Below are 18,842 nucleotides of genomic sequence, written 5' to 3' on the forward strand. Positions count from 1 at the left end.
ATAAGTCTTCATTTTAATTCAATTATTGTGATGTTTGAAAAATGACGCTGGGATGCTATGCTTAAAGACAGTGTCGTGGGGGCCAATATGAGAGTTATTTGCACATTAGCGGTTCTGTTTTGGGCCGGAGCGTCAGAAGCTTTGACCATTTCAGAAGGGTCGGAACGTTCGACTGCGGATGGTGATCAAGTTACATCCGAGCTTTTATCAGGCTTTGATAGCGAAAGACATCGTGAAGAGTTGGAATGGGAAAATCTCCGTTTGACCCAAGCACCCGAACCCTCTGAACATGACCGGCATCTTGAAGAGTTGGAGCTATTGCGGGAACGCCCCAACCAAGAGCAGGGCGTAACGGAAGGTGCCGTGGCGCAGGCAAACCTTGCGGCTGTCCCGATTCCCGCCAGTTGGTTGCTGCTGGTTGGCGCGTTGGCCGGGCTGTTTGGTCTGGGCAAATTTCGCAGAAACCAGTCAGCTTAAAGCCTGCAACTGCTATCATCCATTAGAGTTTTGACTGAGACGCCGGAGTTTGGTCGCTTCGAGGGGGCTTGATGCATTTCGAAGTGGCTGGATGGCGTCCAGCGACGTAACCCTGTTTATCAAACCATCGAGATATTCGTTCGGGTTGGGTAGGGCCGGAGTGGAGCAGTGGCGTGAACGAAGGGGCGTTCGGAGAACCCCAAGATGGGTGATTTCACCCGTCATTTGATTTGGTTGAATTATCGGAAATTGAGGAGTGACGAGTGCGAGTACCCACCCTACGCTCGCTGACTATGTGATTACGGTTCTTCCTTTCGTAAAATTTGGTCAACGCATTTCGTGTGGAGAGGAGCTAACGACTGCTCAATATCAAGAGTTTCGTAAGCCAATGACACGGTTGATTTTTTGTCATTTATCGAAGCGTGAAACCAAGCGAAGCAAATTGCCGTATCGTAGTCTACTGTGCCTCGAATCAACGAAGTATAAAATTCGGTGTCGCGTTCGTTGTTTTCTGCGCTTTTGACTAGTGCAACTGCTGCGGAAATTAAGTTAACGAGGTTGAAAATCTTGTTTGCTTCTAGATCTAAGTGGTGCCGCTGACTGGGATGGAACTCACTTTCAATGGCTTTTTTTCGAGGAGACACTCGGATGCTCTGCGGTACTGCTCTAAGCGAACTGTTTCTTTTCCGGCTGCGCCCTCTTGTTCTAGCAACCGGGCTTTCTCCTCGTTGATCATGGAAAATAGAGAGAAAAAGGAGCTTTCAAACAATTGCTTTTCTAAAGCAACTCTTTGCGCTTCATTGATACCTTCTTGCCCTTCAAGGAGTTTTAGAGTGTCATTTCGTTCCTTTTTGACGTGTTCGAGCTCTTCTCGTTGAAGGCTGACCGCAAGCACTAACAAGAGTAAAGCTGTTCCTGAGAAGAGGGCGTTTGCCGCGCCAAAGGTGTCTCCAAAAGTTCCGCCGGATTGATCGGAGTAAACAGCATAAATAAAGTTGAGAAAGTAGGCAAAGGGAACAAACCAAAGGGCTTGTTTCAGCCAAAATCGAAGTTCTGTAAGTTTTTTCTGCATTTCTGTTTCTTTGGTTGGAAAAAAGGCGGCAAAATTGCCGCCTATAGAAACGTCTATCTTGCAAACTTCTTATGCTTCAACCGCTTGGGCTCGAGCGCATCCGGTCCCAGACGGCGCTTTTTGTCCTCTTCGTAGTCCTCGAAGTTGCCCTCGAACCACTCCACATGCGCGTCGCCTTCGAAGGCCAGAATATGCGTGCAGATCCGGTCGAGGAAAAAGCGGTCGTGTGAGATAACGACGGCGCAGCCGGCGAAATCGACCAGCGCGTCTTCCAGTGCGCGCAGGGTTTCGACGTCCAGGTCGTTGGTCGGTTCGTCGAGCAGCAGGACGTTGCCGCCCTCTTTCAACAAGCGGGCCATGTGGACGCGGTTGCGCTCACCCCCTGACAGCAGCGAGACCTTTTTCTGCTGATCGCCGCCTTTGAAGTTGAAGGACGAGCAGTAGGCGCGGGAATTGACCTGTGCATCGCCCAGCTGAATGATCTCGGCCCCGCCGGTGATCGCTTCCCACACGGTGTCGTTGTCTTTCAGGTCGTCGCGCGATTGGTCGACATAAGACAGTTCGACCGTGTCGCCCAGCGTGATGGTGCCGCTGTCGGGCTGTTCCTGACCGGTGAGCATCTTGAACAGGGTCGATTTACCCGCGCCGTTGGGGCCGATGACGCCGACAATGCCGCCGGGGGGCAGGGCGAAGTCCAGCCCTTCGATCAGTTGCTTGTCGCCCATGTGTTTCGAAAGGCCCTCGACCTCGATCACCTTGCCGCCAAGGCGCTGGCCGTTGGGGATGACGATCTGAGCGCGGGTCAGCTTTTCGCGTTCGGACTGCTCGGCCAGTTCGTTATAAGCATTGATCCGGGCCTTGGATTTGGCCTGACGGGCCTTCTGACCCTGACGCATCCATTCCAGTTCGCGCTGCAGGGTCTTCTGCTTGGACTTGTCCTCGCGCGCTTCCTGCTCCAGCCGTTTGGCCTTTTGCTCCAGCCATGCGGAATAGTTGCCCTCATACGGAATGCCGCGGCCGCGGTCGAGTTCCAGAATCCAGCCGGTGATGTCATCCAGAAAGTACCGGTCGTGGGTGACGATCAGGATGGTGCCTTTGTAGTCGATCAGGTGCTGTTGCAGCCAGGCGATAGTCTCGGCGTCCAGGTGGTTGGTCGGTTCATCGAGCAGCAGCATGTCGGGCGCTTCGAGCAGCAGCTTGCAGAGCGCCACGCGGCGTTTCTCACCACCCGAGAGGTTAGCGATGTTGGCATCGTCCGGCGGGCAGCGCAGTGCCTCCATCGAGACGTCGATCTGGCTGTCGAGATCCCACAGGTTTTCCGCGTCGATCGCGTCCTGCAGGGTGGTCATCTCCTCCATCAGCTCGTCCGAGTAATTCTCGGCGATCTCCATGGCGATTTCGTTGAAGCGGTCGACCTTGGCCTTTTTCGCGGCCACGCCCAGCATGACGTTTTCGCGGACGGTCAGCGATTCATCCAACTGCGGTTCCTGCGGCAGATAGCCGACCTTGGCACCCTCAGCCGCCCACGCCTCACCAGTGAAATCGGTATCGAGGCCGGCCATGATTTTCATCAGCGTCGATTTACCCGCGCCGTTGACGCCGACGACACCGATTTTCACACCGGGCAGAAAGCTCAGGTGGATGTTTTCAAAGCACTTCTTGCCACCGGGATAGGTCTTGGAGACACCCTGCATGTGGTAGACATATTGATAGGCGGCCATGTCGCGTCCTCTGGGTCGGGGAAATTGAGTTGGAACGCTGGATATCTGAGCGCGGCGTGCGGGGCAAGCTGGTGGTTTTGTGAATTTCGCTTAGTGCCGGCTTCACCTAAAAAGGCTTGACCAAACAAGGGGTATAAATTGTCTGAATTGGCAAAGCTGATTGCCGGTTGGGCGCAGCCGGGACGTGTCGAATGGATCGGGCTACGACCCGAGCGGCGGGTGGAAATGGTCAAGGTGAATGAGGCCGTGATCTCCATTGGCGGGCTCGACGGCGACCGTGGCCGCGCTGGCACGCGGGCGGTGACTCTGATCCAGCACGAACATCTGGCGGCGATTGGCACTTATCTGGGGCAAAGGCCCGTGGCACCGGAAATCCTGCGGCGTAATCTGGTGGTGTCGGGGATCAATCTGGCGGCCCTCAAGGGGCGTGAGGTGCAGGTGGGCGAGGCCATCCTGCGCTTTACCGTGATCTGCGCGCCGTGCAGTCGGATGGAAGAGGCTCTGGGCCAGGGCGGTTACTCTGCCGTGCGCGGGCATGGGGGTTGGTGTGCCGAAGTCCTCCGCCCGGGGCGTGTCAAGCTGGGTGATGCGGTGCAACCTGTTGATTGACAACCCCCTTGAGTTCTGAACATCAGCAGGGGATGGAGCGTTATCATATTCCATATGCGCGACCCGGGCAGGTGATCGGGCTGTTCGGCGGGTCTTTTGATCCTCCGCACAAAGGCCATGTGCACGTCACGCGCGAGGCGATGAAGGCGTTTGGGCTGGATCGGGTGTGGTGGCTGGTCTCGCCGGGCAATCCGTTGAAGGAGCATGGACCAGCCCCGATGGCGCGGCGGTTGCAAGCCGCGAAAGCCGTGATGCAGCACCCGAAGGTCGACGTGACGGATATCGAGGCGATGACGGGCACGCGGGCGACAGCGGATACTCTGGCAGCACTTCGGCGGCTGTACCCGCAGGTTCGGTTTGTCTGGCTGATGGGGGCGGATAACCTGGCGCAGTTTCATCGTTGGAAAGATTGGCGGCTGATCATGGATAGCGTGCCAGTCGGCGTCGTCGCGCGGCCGGGGGATCGGATTTCGGCGCGGATGTCACCTGCGGCTCGGGTCTATGCAAAGTATCGCATCGATGGGCAGGCGCGACATCTTTTGGGTCAGGCGCAAGCCCCGGCCTGGTGTTTCGTGAACGTGCCAATGGTTGATGTCAGCTCGACCGAAATCCGAACGCGCGGAGAGTGGCGCGCACAAGTGTTGCCGGAATAGCCCCTATGGGCGCATAATCTCAGCGAGAGGTTGTGCGATTTTATTCTGTGGGATTTTAATTCAGCTATGGCTGATCGTTTTTCACGTCGTGTGTTTCTGGGGGGATTAGGGGCATCTCTAATCCCGGCAGCAGGTCTTGCACAGGCCCCGCTAGTTTCTCTCAGGCCGCAGATCCGCGGTGTGCCGCTAAGCGGGGCCGAACGCCTGGTGGCTGCGGCCGGGTTAAAAGGCGAGGTTGTGTTTGCGGTTGCGGATGTAGCGACCGGAGCGCAGCTGGAGGTGTTTGGAGAAGGGGCCGCCTTGCCCCCCGCCAGCGTTGGCAAGGCGTTGACCGCGCTTTATGCCCTGGACGTTTTGGGCACGGATCACCGATTTGAAACCCGTCTGGTGGCGGATGGACCGATCGAAAACGGCATCCTGCATGGCGATTTAATCCTGGCGGGCGGTGGGGATCCACTGTTGGATACTGATGCACTAGCCTCGATGGCGGCCAACCTGCGAGAGGCTGGGATTACCGAGGTGCGTGGTGCGTTCAAGGTCTACGACGGGGCACTGCCATTTGTTTTCAGCATCGACCCTGGACAGCCCGATCATGTGGGGTACAGTCCTGCCATCAGCGGGATTTCGTTGAATTTCAACCGGGTGCACTTTGAGTGGAAGCGCGCGGGCAAAGGATATGACGTAAGCATGGACGCGCGCAGCGCGCGCTATGTGCCTGCGGTGGATGTAGCCTCGATGCGCGTCGAGAGCCGAAGCCTGCCGATCTATACCTATCAACCAAGCGCGCGCCAGGATCGCTGGACCGTGGCCAAAGGTGCGTTGGGGAATGGCGGAGCCCGCTGGTTGCCAGTACGTAAACCCGCGCTTTATGCAGGGGATGTGTTCCGAACCCTGGCGCGGTCAAACGGGATCGTGCTGGGACGGGTGCAGGTGACACGAGAGCGCCCGCAGAGCTTGGATCTTGTGGTGCATCGCAGTGATCCGCTGGAGAGTATTCTGCGTGGGATGCTGAAATACTCGACCAATCTGACGGCTGAGATGGTCGGACTGGCGGCGACAAAGGCACGGGGTGTTTATCCCAGGAACTTGGCAGAGTCGGCGGCCGAGATGAACCGATGGGCTTTGGAGAGCTTTGGTGTGAACGGTATCGCCATGGTCGATCATTCCGGTCTTGGTGATGCTTCGCGCATTGTACCCGCAGATCTGGTTTCGGCCTTGGTGGTCGCACAGAAGTCGGGGATATTGCGCCCGTTGATGAAACCTTTTGCCTTGACCGATCGGAATGGTCGAGTCGTCAAGAACCACCCAGTTAAGGTTGACGCCAAGACCGGGACACTGAACTTTGTTTCCGGGCTGGGCGGTTTCCTGACAACAGCAGACGGGGTCGACCTGGCCTTTGCTATCTTCACGGCAGACGTGGCGAAACGCGCGAAAATACCGCGTGCTCAGCGTGAACGTCCGGATGGCGCGCGCAGCTGGAACCGAAGGTCGCGAAAGCTGCAACGCGCACTGCTTGAACGGTGGGGCTCGCTATATGGCAGTTAAGCTGTGAAACCCGACGACGCCTGTTGTCAGACGGCGTGACGCGCGCGGGCACCGCGTTCGATTGCGGCAGCGTGCAAGCGATCGATGCTGAGCTCATACCGGATTTCTTCCAGCAAACGCAGCTCGGTCTCGGCCAGCGATCCGTCTGCGGCGGCAACATCGCAGGCCAGCGCATAAGCTGTTTCGTTCAGCCGTTCAGGAAGGTTGTCGCGGATCAGCCCAAACAGAGCATCCAAGCCGTCTTCTTGTTCGAACAGATCAAAAACGATCTGTGACACATGGCGCATCCGGTCGATGTCATACCCGGCGAAGACCGGCAGCATGTTCACCGCAACTTCTATCTTGACCAGTTCAGCGGTTCGGATCGTTTCGTCAGATGCCGAAATCGCAACCATGATCGCCACAAGGCAATCCTGTGGGGACATCGGGTGGGGAACTTGCTCGGTCATTCGGTGCATCCTGCTTGGGGTTCTTCAAAGGCGCAGGATAGAAGGGGGGCAGGGCAGGTTCAACATCTTGTTTGCCGCGTTTGTGTGGCAGGTTAAACCGGTCAGGTATTCATCACCGCCATTCCGCTCAGTAAAAGCCCGGCCCCGATCCAATAGCGCAGCCCCAGCGTTTCGCCAAAGAACAGCCACGAGGCGAGGGGAACCAGCACAAAGCTAAGCGCCATGAACGGATAAGCTTGCGACAAAGGCACATGTCTGAGGACGTAAATCCAAAGGATCGTCGCGGACCCGTAGATCGCAAGTGCGACAAGCAAAAAAGGGTCAAAAAGGGTGTGTACTACGCCCACTAAGCCTGTGGCGTCGCGCCCGTCGATCCGCCCGCCTGCAAGCTTGAACAACACCTGACCGGCGGAGATCATGACAGGCGTCAACAGCAAGCCCGTCCAGATCAGAACCGTTGGCGCGGTGGCGCTCATGCCGCCTGATCCTTTACGGGCTTTTCGTTGCTTTGATCCACAGGGCGGTCTTCGCAGTAATAGATGTCGCGCCCGATATCTTCGCAGACATGTACGCTCGGGCTGGGATGTACAGCGCGCAAAAAGCTGTGGGTGTAGGGGAAGAAGTTAAAGTGCGGATTGAAGCTGTAGCGGTATTCCCTCTCACGCGGGACCACAATGATGACGCGCTTGCGCGCGACCCGCCGCAGTTCCGCAATCGCTTGGCGATAATCCAACAGGTGCTCGATCACATGGGTGCAGATAACGGTGTCGAAGCTGTTGTCTTCAAAGGGCAGATCCTCGATCCGTGCGGCGACATAGCTGATGTTGTCCAGAGCTTCCGCGTCGTCGACCACAAAATCCACGCCGGTCATGGCGGTTATGTCTGGGCGCTGGGCACGGATACGCTGCAAAAGAACGCCGGTGCCGCAACCGACATCGCAGATGCTGTCGCCGATGATGTCTTTGGCAATCCGATCTATGCAGGCTTCGGAATTGTCGGTTCCGTCATGAACGCGCGGATGGTCGCGATACAGGGTTTCGTATTCTTCGTCTGTCAGAAAAGGCGCGCGTTCGCGGAATGCCGCTAGCCGGGTGATATGTTCACCCCAGACCCGACGTGCGAGCCAGTGAAACGCGGCGCTGTCGCGCAAGATTGGCGGTACGATGTCCTCAAGCACAAAGCGGATCAGATTGGTGGTTTCGCGTCGCATCTTCTGTCCTCTGGTCCGGTAAGCTTCCTGATCTTGCCTTAGTCATACATGGCCTGAGAAGCCCGTGAAATATGCAGGTCAAGCCAGAGCGTGCGGCCCGTGTCTTTTTTGTTTCGGAGAGCACAATCGTCCCAGCATTGTGGCTTCAGTAAGGCTTAGCTGTGAAACCTGCGTCTCGGGCCTATTGAAGAAAGCGTTCGAGTATTCGGAGCAGTGCAAGAGACTTTAGCTCTTTGAGCATGGGGAAACACCGGTTTCTGGTCAGTTATGGCAGGAAACGGGCGACTGCTTTATTGACTCATGCTGCACTGGCACAATAGGAGGGGCCGGTCCGGTTGCATGGGGCAACCAGAGCACCTTTCCCTATGGAGCACATTGAAATGTCTGAACTGCGTGAAACCGCGATGTCGTCCAAGGCCTGGCCTTTTGAAGAGGCGCGCCGGTTGCTCAAACGCTATCAGAAAAGTGCTCCGGAAAAGGGGTATGTGTTGTTTGAAACCGGCTATGGCCCTTCGGGTCTGCCGCATATCGGTACCTTCGGTGAGGTTGCTCGGACCACAATGGTAAAGCGTGCGTTCGAAGCGCTTTCTGACATTCCGACCAAGCTGATCTGTTTCTCGGATGATTTGGACGGGATGCGGAAGGTGCCCAGCAATGTGCCGAACCCGGAGATTCTGGAGCAGCATTTACAACGCCCGTTGACCTCGGTGCCGGATCCATTTGGCGAATACGACAGCTTTGGTGCGCATAACAACGCGATGCTGCGGCGGTTCCTGGACACATTTGGGTTTGAGTACGAGTTCTACTCGGCCAAAGAGTTCTACGAGTCCGGGCAGTTTGACGAAATTCTCAAGCGTGCGGTTGAACGCTATGATGAGATCATGGCGATCATGCTCAAGAGTTTGCGTGAAGAGCGCCAGCAGACCTATTCGATTTTCCTGCCGCTGCACCCTGAAAGCGGGCGGGTCATGTATGTACCGATGAAAAAGGTCTGTGCAGAAACATACACCGTGACCTTTGACGATGAGACCGGCAAGGAATGGACCGTTCCCGTCACTGGGGGCCATGTGAAGCTGCAATGGAAGCCGGACTTTGGCGCGCGTTGGGCGGCGTTGGGCGTCGATTTTGAGATGTACGGCAAAGAGCATGCGACGAACGAAAAGATCTATGACTCGATCTGCCGTGCGCTGGGTGGTCGTGCGCCCGAGCATTTCAGCTATGAGCTGTTCCTGGATGAAAACGGTCAAAAAATCTCGAAGTCGTCCGGCAACGGCGTGTCGATTGACGAATGGCTGACCTATGCGCCAACCGAGAGCTTGGCGTATTTCATGTACCAAAAGCCCAAAACGGCCAAGCGGATGCATTTTGATGTGATCCCGAAAGCTTACGATGAGTATCATCAGCAGTTGCGGGCCTATCCGGGGCAGGATCTGAAGGCGCAGTTGAACAACCCGGTTTGGCACATCCACGGCGGTGACGTTCCTGAATCGACGTTGATCGTGCCCTTTGCGATGCTGCTGAATCTTGCATCGGTGTCTGGCGCGGAAGACAAAGAGACGCTGTGGGGCTTTATTCGCCGCTATGCGCCAGAAGCGACGGCGGAAAGCCATCCTGATTTGGATCAGGCCGCAGGATTTGCTGTGCGCTACTTCAACGATTTCGTCAAACCGACACGCAAGCATCGCGCGCCTACAGATCAGGAACGTGAGGCGCTGGAGGCACTGAAGGCAGCGCTTGAAGCATATGATGGCCCCACCGAGGATGAGGCGCTGCAGTCGGTGGTCTACTCGATCGGCCGCGAGCGGTTCGACCCGATGCGTGGCTGGTTCACCGCACTCTACGAGGTGCTGTTGGGTGCCTCGCAAGGCCCGCGTTTTGGTGGCTTCATTGCCCTCTATGGCGTGCCGGAAACGATTGCGCTGATCGACAAGGCCCTGGCCGGAGAGCTGGTCTGATTTGACCTGATCCCGCAAGGGGCTACCGTTCCGTCAGGAGGTAGCCCCATGCGTCGTTTACTACTTGCCCTGTCCTTGAGTGCCGGTCTGGCCTCAGGTGCGTTTGCCCAGAGCGCCGAGATCGAGGCAAATATCGCGGCCCAGATGCAGGCCTTCAAGGCGGATGATTTCGCCACGGCCTTTACCTTTGCCAGCCCCAATATCCAGCGTCTCTTCGGAAACCCGGACAATTTCGGAGCGATGGTACGCAATGGGTATCCAATGGTTTGGCGGCCTGCTGATGTACGCTTTCTGGAACTGCGCGAGATTGCCGGGTCATTGTGGCAGAAGGTAATGATCACCGACGGAAACGGGCTGGTTCATATTCTGGACTATCAGATGGTTCCGTTGGAGAGTGGCTGGAAGATCAACGGGGTTCAGCTTTTGAGCAACTCGGATCCTGCGGTCTGACGCAACACCACCGTCACGGTGCGATGAACCGTGATTAATCCCCTTTCGGTATTCAAACTGGCGCGTTCGGGACGGACCTGAACACGAGGTTTGGACGCGTCGCCAAATTGGCGCGGCGCGATTGAGAAAGGGTTTTCTATGAACAAGGCAATCACCGACGGCATCGTGTTCATGCCACCTCAGTTTGCGAATGGCCTGACGGTCTGGTCTGCGGGGGACGGGACGCCCGGTTCGCCTACCTACGGCGGGTCCGGCACCGGCGTATTTGTACCATCAGATGCGGATTTTGGCGGATGTCTTGAGATTCTGAAGGTGAACACCACGCAGCAGCTGCGTTTTATGGGGCAGACGCCGATATTGCCCGGCTGCTATTTGCAGGTCAAAGCCCGAGTGAAAGCAATTAGCGGCCCGTTACCGTCTGTACGGGTCGCAGCATGGGCAGGCGGTGCGGGGGACGCGCACGTTGCGGGCGTTGTCGAGCAAGGACCGGCTACGCAGCTATCGGGCTATGGCTCGGTACATGAGATCACGGCCATTGTGGGCACCGGCCAGCGTCCGGGCGTTGATATGCCCTGGGAGCTTGCTGCGCTTTACGGGCATTTCGGTCTGGACATCGAAGGGGCCAATGGTGCTTTGGTGCGTGTTGATGATCTTGAGATCACCGACGTCACCAGTGTTTTCCTTCGTGAAATGATCAGCCTGGTGGACGTTCGGGATTACGGCGCTGTGGGAGACGGTGTAACCGACGATTCCACCGCATTTGAGGCCGCAGATCAGGCAGCTGGTGGTCGTCGAGTCTATGTGCCGCAAGGTACCTATCATCTTGGGGAAAACACCAGCATGGCCTCTGAGATGGAATTTGAAGGCACAGTCACGATGCCAGATGACAAGATGCTGTTGCTGACCAAAGACTTCCATCTGCCAAGCTATATAGCGGCCTTTGGCGATGAAGAATTGGCTTTCAAAAAGGCGTTTCAGGCGCTGCTGAATAACACCGATCATGAATCACTGGATCTGGGCGGTCGCAAAATTTCGGTGACAGCTCCGATTGACATGGCTGCAACGGTTCCGAACAAACAAGGCGGGTTTTCCACACGCCGCGTGATCCGCAACGGTCAGTTCGATGTCAAAAGCAGTAGCGCTTGGGATACCGAGACATTCACATCGGTGGCAACCTATGATCCTACGGACAAAACACGACTGACCAATGTCGCCAATGTTGCGAATATTCCTGTGGGCTCTTTGGTGCAGGGCAGTGGTGTTGGCCGCGAAATCTACGTGCGGTCAAAAAACGTTGGTGCTGGTGAGATCATCCTGAACGCACCAATCTATGATGCGTCGGGTACGCAAACCTTCACGTTCCACGCGTTCAAATACCTACTGGACTTCAGCGGATTTAACACGTTGCGCAAGTTCGGCATGGAGCAGATTGAATTCCAGTGCAACAGCAGGTGCAGCGCCATCCGTCTTGCGGCGTCGGGCAGCACATTTCAGTTGAAGGATTGTTTTGTCAGTCGCCCCAAAGACCGGGGGATCACCTCGATTGCGACAGGGTGCAAGGGGATGTTGATCGACAATTGTCAGTTCCTGTCAGCGGAAGAATCCTTCGATGTGACGGATCGTTCTTCGATTGGGCTGAACACCAATTCAAATGACGTAAAACTGCGTCACAACCAGGCAGTGCGTTTCAAGCACTTTGCCGTTCTGGGCGGCGACAACAACATGGTTTTGGGCAACCATTTTTTCCAGGGCGATGGCATACCGCAGGGCGTTCGCACGGCTGGGTTGATCATGATCGGCACGTATAACAGTTCCACTATTGCCGAAAACTATGTCGACAATTGTTTCATCGAATGGACCAACGAACGGGATGCCTCACCCGCTTTCACCAGCGGATTCTCGTTCAGCGCAATGAGCATCACCGATAATATCTTTTATTCAAGTCAAGCGCCGTCCTGGTTCAGTTTTTTCATTGTGCGTCCCTATGGGGCCGGGCATTTCCTGAATGGTTTGGCTGTGACTGGAAACAAGTTTAGGGCCACAAGCGGTTCAATAGATCGGGCGGAAAGGATCGACACGTCTTTAGCGGATTTGAACAACAACAAGCACGCGAATGTGACGTTCCAGAACAACACCTATCACGGTGTCACAAAAAAGACCGCGCATCCTCTGAGAGTCCGGCGTCAGCAAAACTCGGCCGCAAGTTTTTGGCCGGTTTTGTCAAATGGCGAACTGCCGTTCAACGGCAAAGCGCGCAGTTGCGATAGTGTTACAGTGCTCGGTGGGCTTACAGGGGTTTTCAATAACCAGGTTTTTGCGGCACCTCACGTTTTACCCGAGCAGGGGTCTCTTGGTGTTAATTTGACCCTTAAATGGCCTGAGCAAGTTAAGGGCGAAGTCACTGCTTTGATTCGGATGGACAAATAAAGACATCAGTGGCCGCCCTGAATAGGGCGGTCAATTCTTAGTGCTATGCCAGGCACAACTGGCGTTGCTTTACTGCGCTGGCAGGAAATAGGCGACCTTTTTGTTGGGTGTGCTAGTCTGAGGAAAACAAACGGAGAATCCCAATGCCGAAAATCGCCAAAAACGCCAGTGTTCAAACCGTAATCACAACCTTTGAAATGACGCCAGGCACCTGTCAGGATCTGTTGGAAGCCCTCACTGAAGCCTATGCCGATTTCATCTCAAAACAGCCGGGCTTTGTGTCTGCAGGGTTGCATGTGAACGATGCTCAAACCCGTATCGCCAATTACTCGCAATGGGAGCGTCGTGACGATTTCCTTGCCATGTTGAGGACGCCGGAGATGCGCGACCGCAATCGCAAGATCAACGAATTGTGCAAAAGCTTTGAGCCGGTCATGTATGACGTGGCCGAGACATTCTGAGATTCCTGACCTGAATCAAAGCCTGCAACAACAATATGTTTCAAAGTGAGCCTGCAAAACGGAGGCTCACGCTATGTATCACAACATTCTTGTCCCGATCTCATTCGACGCTGAAAGAGACACATCCGGGCCTTTGAAACTGGCTCAGCTGTTGGCCACGCCAGACGCCCAGGTGACGTTGTTGCATGTGGTTGAGCATATTCCGAACTATGCGATTTCCTACATGCCACCCGAATACCTGACCGAAGCGCGAAAGGCGATTCAGGCCGAGCTGGATGAATTGGCGTCGCAGGTTCCGAATGCACGCGGATTGGTGATCGAAGGGCATTCTGGTCGGACCATTCTGGACTGGGCCGAAGCCAATAAACCCGACCTGATCATCATGGCGTCGCACCGTCCGGGGATGCAGGATCTTTTGCTGGGCTCGACGGCTTCCCACGTCGTGCGACATGCAAGTTGCGCTGTCCACGTGGTTCGTTGACCATCAGAAATCGACCGTTGTTAGGCGATAGGCTTTGCCAAAACCGCCGTTCAGCAAACCATCCTTGATGGTGAACCTGACAAAACTGAAATCGGCGAAATCGATATACAGCTTTGCCTTGGGCCGCAGGCTTAGATACCGCTCACGCAGCGGAGCATACTCTGGCATGTCCCGGTGTACCCAAAGCGCCACCGCGTGAAGTGTCAGGCGGGGGTGTGTCAGCGGGTCACCCTTTTCTTCGGGCTCTCCGACCAGAAGGGCGCAGTTTGGATTGGCATTCAGGGCTTGAGTATGTTCGGCCAGTGACGAGATCAGCGTGACTGGGCGGCCATCCGTATCCGTAGCCAGCGCGATACGGGACAGTGTTGGCAAACCCGTCTGAGGGTGCAAAACCGCCAACGCAGCAAACCGCGCCTGCTCCAAAAGCTCTCTGGCCTGCGCGCGGACCGTTTCGTCTGGGGTTTGGTAGGGACTGGTCACGGTTTGGCTAGACCTCACAGTCAGGGTTTCGCAGTGACACTAGAGCGTAAGTCGGCGGCCCGCCAACCTTTCGATCCGATTGCCTCGGCTTTGCCACATATCCATCGTAAGACCCAGTCATGCTGTTCAAGAAACCCACGCAGGGCGCGCCTGACCTCAACCCAAGATCAACCCGTCGGCACCAGCGGGCCGAGGCCGCGCGCCGACAGGCACTGTCCCCGGTGCGCATTCTGGTTATGGTACTATTGCTGCCCCTTACGACTGTACTGATCGCGGTGGGCGTTTTCATACGGGTGTCCGAGTATAATAGGGACGAGGCCGTGATACACCTGATCGCGCTGGCGGGGTGCGACGCGACGCAGGCCATGGGAATCGGGCCGTTCCGTGAAGGCCAGCCGGGGTACCACACGCGCAATGACCCGGACGGAGACGGCGTTGCCTGTGGGTTTACCGAGACGCCTGCACCTCAGGCCGCGCAATCAGAAAGCCGCCCAGAGCCGCAACAACGTGCGGTCGGCAATGCCAAGTTTGTGCGTCCTTAGTGGATTTACTCAACGCATTCAGGACAATTGTGCGCCTGCACAGGTGCGAAAGATACGTACCTGCGGCGCTGCATCGTTCAGGGGAAACTCTGCGATCCCGTCTTGCGTGAACGCATAGGCGACCTGATTGTACTCCAGCCCATCCAGCACATTGCCAAAGCCGGTATCTGTCACCGTCAACGCGGACCCTCCGTCGGACAAGACATGGCGTGGGGTGGCGATTTCGATGGGGTTTCGTCCTTCGAACCGCATGGCAAACCACGGGGATTGGGCCCAGACCTGATCTTTCCGAGTGACCGTCAGCGTGTAGAGCGGCGCAGACGGGTCATAGGTCAGGAAAATCGTCGCGGCACCTGTGTCATGCGAAAGCGTGCAGATATCGCCCACCGTCGCCTCCCATGCCAAGGCTGGGGTGGCAAAGATCAGAGAGGTCAGGATTGCACGCATGAGAGGGGACATAGCCGCCGAACAGGGCAAGGCAAGTTCCGCGGGGCTCTAGGTTGCAACCCTGAAGTGTCAGATGCTTGCGCGCAGTGAGGCGCTTGGTTGAAAATGGCCGAAAATCCCACGTATCAATCTGAGATTCCAGTCCCCTGTGCTAGGATGCGCGCGGCGTGGCCGTTCTGGGTGCGCCGCATGACAGTTCTGTCACGTGAGGGAGGAAAGTAATGTTTGCACGTATTACCCAATTCAAAATGAAGCCTGGCACGCGCGAGGCCGCCACGGCAAAAATGAACGAATTGAAATCCGAGATCATGGGCATGCCCGGCATGCATTGCTTTACCAACGTGATGAACGAGGACGGATCGGGCTATGTGATCTCAGTGGTGGAAAGCGAAGAGACCTCGAACGCAAACGCGCCCAAAGTGGCCGAGCTGTGGGGCCATTTCGCCGAATTCATGGAAGGCCCGCCCTCACCGGTCGGATACGATGTGATTGCCCATTGGGATAAGGGGTAAAGGTTAGGGCGGGGAGTTACCCGCCCATTTTTTTGTGTAGTGCAGAATGGGGTTTTAACACATCATGCGTTTGGGTCGCTTCGGAGCAATGGTTTGGAAACCTACCCTACCCTTGGTGCTCCCATATACGTAATTGGTGGAATTTATTGAGTCCTAAATTTAAGCTTGCTCCACAATTTGGAAATAAATTCAGTCTGTGATAAACTTTTTCTTTTTTTAAAGGAGATTATCGTGCCAGTTGATCAGATTTCGGCATTAGAGAGATTTCTTACTTACAGGCCAATTGGACTAGCAGCTCTGATGCTCGTTTTGGTTATCATAGCGCTGACTCTATCGGAACTCACAGAAACTAGAGCGGGGCTATTGAAAATCTTTATGGGTGTGGGCGCCTTGTGTTTCTTTGCTATTTTGGCGGCGCAGTTTTTTGAGAAGGACGGCAAACACAATATGCGTGTGAATGTCTTGCCGGGAAATCTTAACGAAGTTGAGCACAGCGCTCCCCCAGACCTGTTGGTCGACGGTCAGAGTCTTTCTTCGGAAGCAATATACACTGTTGAAGACGACTTTGTGGTTGTGATTGATATGGAGCCGTCAATATCTACTGCAGAGACGGCTTTGGCGAATCTAGAACAAAGATTTGAAGATCAGCTTGAGATCGCTCAGGAGGAGCACAGTATTGCTTTGGAAAGACATAGGCTAGAGTCGCAAAAGTCTCTCCAAGAATTACAGGAGAAAATCTCTATCGTCACAATAGAGTTGGAGAAAGTGAAAGCAATTCAAGGTGCCCTCGCTAAGCTTCAAAGTAATTCAGCAAGTACTGATCAGCTTCGATTAACGAGAGAGTTAGAAAAAGGGTTTGAGACATTTCTTAGAAATGTATCTGGTGTCATGGAGCAATAGAAGAAACAATTTAACAGTTTGAGGAGTGTAAAGATCACGACAACCAGGCATTCTGCAGGGTGAACTGTGTGGCTACTACCGCTTCCGCCTCTTCACATTCCCGCCCCGCTGCCCCGGCCTGCCAGCCGTTGACCGTCCGCGCGACTTCACCGCGTCTTCCGAGGCTTTCTCGACCGCCCATTGCCGTGCCATGGGGTCGTCGGCGACGGCCAGATCGACCGCTTCCAGACGTTTGATCTCGTCCCGGATATTGGCGGCCTCTTCGAATTCCAGGTTTTCGGCGGCCTTACGCATCTTCTCACGCAGCCCGTCCAGGTGCGCTTCCAAATTCGCCCCGTGCATCGGTTTGTCGATGGTGGCGGTGACGCGGTTCATGTCGACGTCGCCTTCGTAGAGACCGGCCAGAACGTCCTCGACATTTTTCTTAACCGTCTCAGGCGTGATGCCGTGTTCTTCGTTATAGGCAAGCTGTTTGGCGCGGCGGCGGTTGGTTTCGTTCAGCGCGCGCTCCATCGAACCGGTGATCTTGTCGGCATACATGATCACCCGACCATCGGCGTTGCGCGCGGCACGACCGATGGTTTGAACCAGAGAAGTCTCGGACCGCAGGAAACCCTCTTTATCCGCGTCCAGAATGGCGACCAGACCGCATTCCGGGATGTCGAGCCCCTCGCGCAGCAGGTTGATGCCGACCAGCACATCGAACGCCCCCAGCCGAAGGTCGCGCAGGATTTCGATGCGTTCCAGAGTGTCGATATCCGAGTGCATGTAACGCACTTTGATGCCCTGTTCGTGCAGGTATTCGGTCAGGTCCTCGGCCATGCGCTTGGTCAGCGTGGTGACCAGCGTGCGGAACCCATTGGCGGCAACTTTGCGCACTTCGTCCAGCAAGTCGTCGACCTGCATGGAGACCGGGCGGATCTCGACCTCGGGGTCCAGCAGGCCGGTGGGGCGGATCACCTGTTCGGTGAAGACGCCGCCGGTCTGTTCGATCTCCCACTTGGCGGGGGTGGCCGAGACGAAGACGGATTGCGGGCGCATGGCGTCCCATTCCTCGAACTTCAGCGGTCGGTTATCCATGCAGGACGGCAGGCGGAACCCGTGTTCAGCCAGCGTGAATTTGCGCCGATAGTCTCCCCGGTACATGCCGCCGATCTGCGGAACGCTGACGTGGGATTCGTCGGCGAAGACGATGGCGTTGTCGGGGATGAATTCGAAAAGGGTCGGGGGCGGTTCACCCGGAGCGCGGCCCGTGAGGTAGCGCGAATAGTTCTCGATCCCGTTGCAGACGCCAGTGGCTTCGAGCATTTCCAGATCGAAATTGGTGCGCTGTTCCAGCCGTTGAGCCTCCAGCAATTTGCCTTCGCCCACCAGTTGGTCCAGCCGGATGCGCAGTTCCTTTTTGATCCCGATGATCGCCTGCTGCATCGTGGGTTTCGGCGTCACGTAGTGCGAGTTCGCGTAGACCCGCACTTGCTCCATCGTGGCAGCGCGTTCTCCGGTCAAAGGGTCGAACTCGGTGATCTGTTCCAGTTCCTCGCCGAAGAACGACAGTTTCCACGCGCGATCCTCAAGGTGGGCGGGCCAGATTTCCAGTGAATCGCCCCGCACCCGGAACGATCCACGCTGAAACGCCTGATCGTTGCGGCGGTATTGCTGGGCGACCAGATCGGCCATCACCTGCCGCTGGTCGTATTCATTGCCGACTTTCAGATCCTGCGTCATCGCCCCATAGGTCTCGACCGAGCCGATACCGTAGATGCAAGACACTGACGCCACGATGATCACATCATCGCGTTCCAGCAGCGCCCGCGTGGCCGAGTGGCGCATCCGGTCGATCTGTTCGTTGATCTGGGATTCTTTCTCAATGTACGTGTCCGAGCGCGGCACATAGGCTTCGGGCTGGTAGTAATCGTAATACGAGACGAAGTATTCCACTGAGTTTTCGGGGAAGAAGCCTTTGAACTCTCCGTAAAGCTGCGCCGCCAGTGTCTTGTTTGGGGCAAGAATGATGGCTGGGCGCTGGGTTTCCTCGATCACCTTGGCCATGGTGAAAGTTTTACCCGTGCCGGTTGCCCCCAGCAGAACCTGATCGCGCTCGCCGTCCAATACGCCGCCAGCCAGTTCCTTGATGGCCGTTGGCTGGTCGCCCGCGGGGTTGAATTCGGTGTGCATCACAAACTGCTTGCCGCCTTCCAGTTTCAGGCGCGCGCGCACATCTTCGGCGGTCAGTTGGGTTTTGTCGGAATGGGCGTAAGGCATCGGCAGGCTCCGCAATCAGGCCCCTACATTTGTTCTTATTTTGTCCGTCTGCAAGGGCTGATCCAGAATCATTGTGCTCTACGCGGCCTGATGTCTTGCGACTGATGATTCATCGAGATGCCTCGCCGTTTGATGTATCTCTGGTTTATCTTAGACTAATGACAATTTCTGACATCAGTGTGGGGGTAA

At 56.0% G+C, this 18,842-nt stretch carries 20 protein-coding genes; 12 read left to right on the forward strand and 8 right to left on the reverse strand.

Annotation, left to right across the window (positions count from 1 at the left end):
• Positions 1–87: 87 nt before the first annotated feature.
• The gene (locus tag GOV85_RS14390) at positions 88–477 is read left to right on the forward strand and encodes a hypothetical protein (RefSeq protein ID WP_171238479.1); all 390 of its coding nucleotides are present in this window, start codon (positions 88–90) and stop codon (positions 475–477) included.
• Positions 478–1,060: 583 nt separating this feature from the next.
• Here GOV85_RS14390 and GOV85_RS14395 read toward each other — a convergent pair.
• Positions 1,061–1,549 carry a hypothetical protein gene (locus tag GOV85_RS14395; RefSeq protein ID WP_171179294.1) on the reverse strand — a complete coding sequence of 163 codons (489 nt, stop codon included), beginning with the start codon at positions 1,547–1,549 and terminating at the stop codon, positions 1,061–1,063.
• Between the two features lie 53 nt (positions 1,550–1,602).
• Entirely contained in the window at positions 1,603–3,270 is a 1,668-nt protein-coding gene (gene ettA, locus GOV85_RS14400) for an energy-dependent translational throttle protein EttA (RefSeq protein WP_010442471.1), read from the reverse strand.
• Positions 3,271–3,408: 138 nt separating this feature from the next.
• On the opposite strand from ettA, the gene GOV85_RS14405 reads away from it, so the two are divergent.
• The 3 genes from GOV85_RS14405 to dacB all read left to right on the forward strand — a co-directional run bounded on the left by GOV85_RS14405 (position 3,409) and on the right by dacB (position 6,077).
• Positions 3,409–3,879 carry an MOSC domain-containing protein gene (locus GOV85_RS14405; RefSeq protein WP_171179296.1) on the forward strand — a complete coding sequence of 157 codons (471 nt, stop codon included), beginning with the start codon at positions 3,409–3,411 and terminating at the stop codon, positions 3,877–3,879.
• Between the two features lie 32 nt (positions 3,880–3,911).
• Positions 3,912–4,532, forward strand: coding sequence for a nicotinate-nucleotide adenylyltransferase (locus GOV85_RS14410; protein WP_171179448.1), 621 nt, complete (start codon positions 3,912–3,914; stop codon positions 4,530–4,532).
• 66 nt (positions 4,533–4,598) lie between these two features.
• Positions 4,599–6,077, forward strand: coding sequence for a D-alanyl-D-alanine carboxypeptidase/D-alanyl-D-alanine-endopeptidase (gene dacB / locus GOV85_RS14415; RefSeq protein WP_171179298.1), 1,479 nt, complete (start codon positions 4,599–4,601; stop codon positions 6,075–6,077).
• Positions 6,078–6,103: 26 nt separating this feature from the next.
• On the opposite strand, the gene GOV85_RS14420 is transcribed toward dacB, so the two are convergent.
• From GOV85_RS14420 to GOV85_RS14430, 3 genes are all read right to left on the reverse strand, one after another.
• Positions 6,104–6,526 (reverse strand): tellurite resistance TerB family protein, encoded by a 423-nt coding sequence (locus tag GOV85_RS14420; protein ID WP_171093520.1) that lies wholly within the window; start codon positions 6,524–6,526, stop codon positions 6,104–6,106.
• 101 nt (positions 6,527–6,627) lie between these two features.
• Entirely contained in the window at positions 6,628–7,002 is a 375-nt protein-coding gene (locus GOV85_RS14425) for an EamA family transporter (RefSeq protein WP_171093518.1), read from the reverse strand.
• Positions 6,999–7,736, reverse strand: coding sequence for a class I SAM-dependent methyltransferase (locus GOV85_RS14430; protein WP_171179300.1), 738 nt, complete (start codon positions 7,734–7,736; stop codon positions 6,999–7,001). The genes GOV85_RS14425 and GOV85_RS14430 overlap by 4 nt, the downstream gene beginning before the upstream one ends.
• A gap of 380 nt (positions 7,737–8,116) precedes the next feature.
• Between GOV85_RS14430 and GOV85_RS14435 the strand changes: the two genes are divergently transcribed.
• The 5 genes from GOV85_RS14435 (at position 8,117) to GOV85_RS14455 (ending at position 13,510) form a co-directional block, all read left to right on the forward strand.
• The gene (locus GOV85_RS14435; RefSeq protein WP_171179450.1) at positions 8,117–9,691 is read left to right on the forward strand and encodes a lysine--tRNA ligase; all 1,575 of its coding nucleotides are present in this window, start codon (positions 8,117–8,119) and stop codon (positions 9,689–9,691) included.
• A gap of 48 nt (positions 9,692–9,739) precedes the next feature.
• On the forward strand, positions 9,740–10,141 hold the full coding sequence (locus tag GOV85_RS14440) for a DUF4864 domain-containing protein (protein ID WP_171179302.1): 402 nt from the start codon (positions 9,740–9,742) through the stop codon (positions 10,139–10,141).
• Between the two features lie 138 nt (positions 10,142–10,279).
• Positions 10,280–12,568 (forward strand): glycosyl hydrolase family 28-related protein, encoded by a 2,289-nt coding sequence (locus GOV85_RS14445; protein WP_171179305.1) that lies wholly within the window; start codon positions 10,280–10,282, stop codon positions 12,566–12,568.
• 143 nt (positions 12,569–12,711) lie between these two features.
• Positions 12,712–13,029 (forward strand): antibiotic biosynthesis monooxygenase, encoded by a 318-nt coding sequence (locus GOV85_RS14450; protein ID WP_171179307.1) that lies wholly within the window; start codon positions 12,712–12,714, stop codon positions 13,027–13,029.
• 73 nt (positions 13,030–13,102) lie between these two features.
• Positions 13,103–13,510: a universal stress protein gene (locus tag GOV85_RS14455; RefSeq protein ID WP_171179308.1), complete on the forward strand. Its 408-nt coding sequence runs from the start codon at positions 13,103–13,105 to the stop codon at positions 13,508–13,510.
• 3 nt (positions 13,511–13,513) lie between these two features.
• On the opposite strand, the gene GOV85_RS14460 is transcribed toward GOV85_RS14455, so the two are convergent.
• Positions 13,514–13,990, reverse strand: a complete 477-nt coding sequence (locus GOV85_RS14460; RefSeq protein ID WP_171179310.1) for a pyridoxamine 5'-phosphate oxidase family protein — start codon at positions 13,988–13,990, stop codon at positions 13,514–13,516.
• Between the two features lie 119 nt (positions 13,991–14,109).
• Between GOV85_RS14460 and GOV85_RS14465 the strand changes: the two genes are divergently transcribed.
• The gene (locus tag GOV85_RS14465; protein ID WP_171179312.1) at positions 14,110–14,532 is read left to right on the forward strand and encodes an excalibur calcium-binding domain-containing protein; all 423 of its coding nucleotides are present in this window, start codon (positions 14,110–14,112) and stop codon (positions 14,530–14,532) included.
• An 18-nt stretch (positions 14,533–14,550) separates the two neighbouring features.
• Here the strand turns inward: GOV85_RS14465 and GOV85_RS14470 are convergent, their stop codons facing one another.
• The gene (locus GOV85_RS14470; RefSeq protein ID WP_171179314.1) at positions 14,551–14,991 is read right to left on the reverse strand and encodes an excinuclease ABC subunit B; all 441 of its coding nucleotides are present in this window, start codon (positions 14,989–14,991) and stop codon (positions 14,551–14,553) included.
• A 209-nt stretch (positions 14,992–15,200) separates the two neighbouring features.
• On the opposite strand from GOV85_RS14470, the gene GOV85_RS14475 reads away from it, so the two are divergent.
• Positions 15,201–15,491 (forward strand): hypothetical protein, encoded by a 291-nt coding sequence (locus tag GOV85_RS14475; protein ID WP_171093500.1) that lies wholly within the window; start codon positions 15,201–15,203, stop codon positions 15,489–15,491.
• Between the two features lie 231 nt (positions 15,492–15,722).
• On the forward strand, positions 15,723–16,391 hold the full coding sequence (locus GOV85_RS14480) for a hypothetical protein (RefSeq protein ID WP_171179316.1): 669 nt from the start codon (positions 15,723–15,725) through the stop codon (positions 16,389–16,391).
• Between the two features lie 75 nt (positions 16,392–16,466).
• Here the strand turns inward: GOV85_RS14480 and uvrB are convergent, their stop codons facing one another.
• Entirely contained in the window at positions 16,467–18,653 is a 2,187-nt protein-coding gene (gene uvrB, locus GOV85_RS14485) for an excinuclease ABC subunit UvrB (RefSeq protein ID WP_171179317.1), read from the reverse strand.
• Positions 18,654–18,842: the final 189 nt, after the last annotated feature.

Source organism: Ruegeria sp. HKCCA4633, assembly GCF_013034605.1.
In the GTDB taxonomy this organism is placed as follows: Bacteria; Pseudomonadota; Alphaproteobacteria; order Rhodobacterales; family Rhodobacteraceae; genus Ruegeria.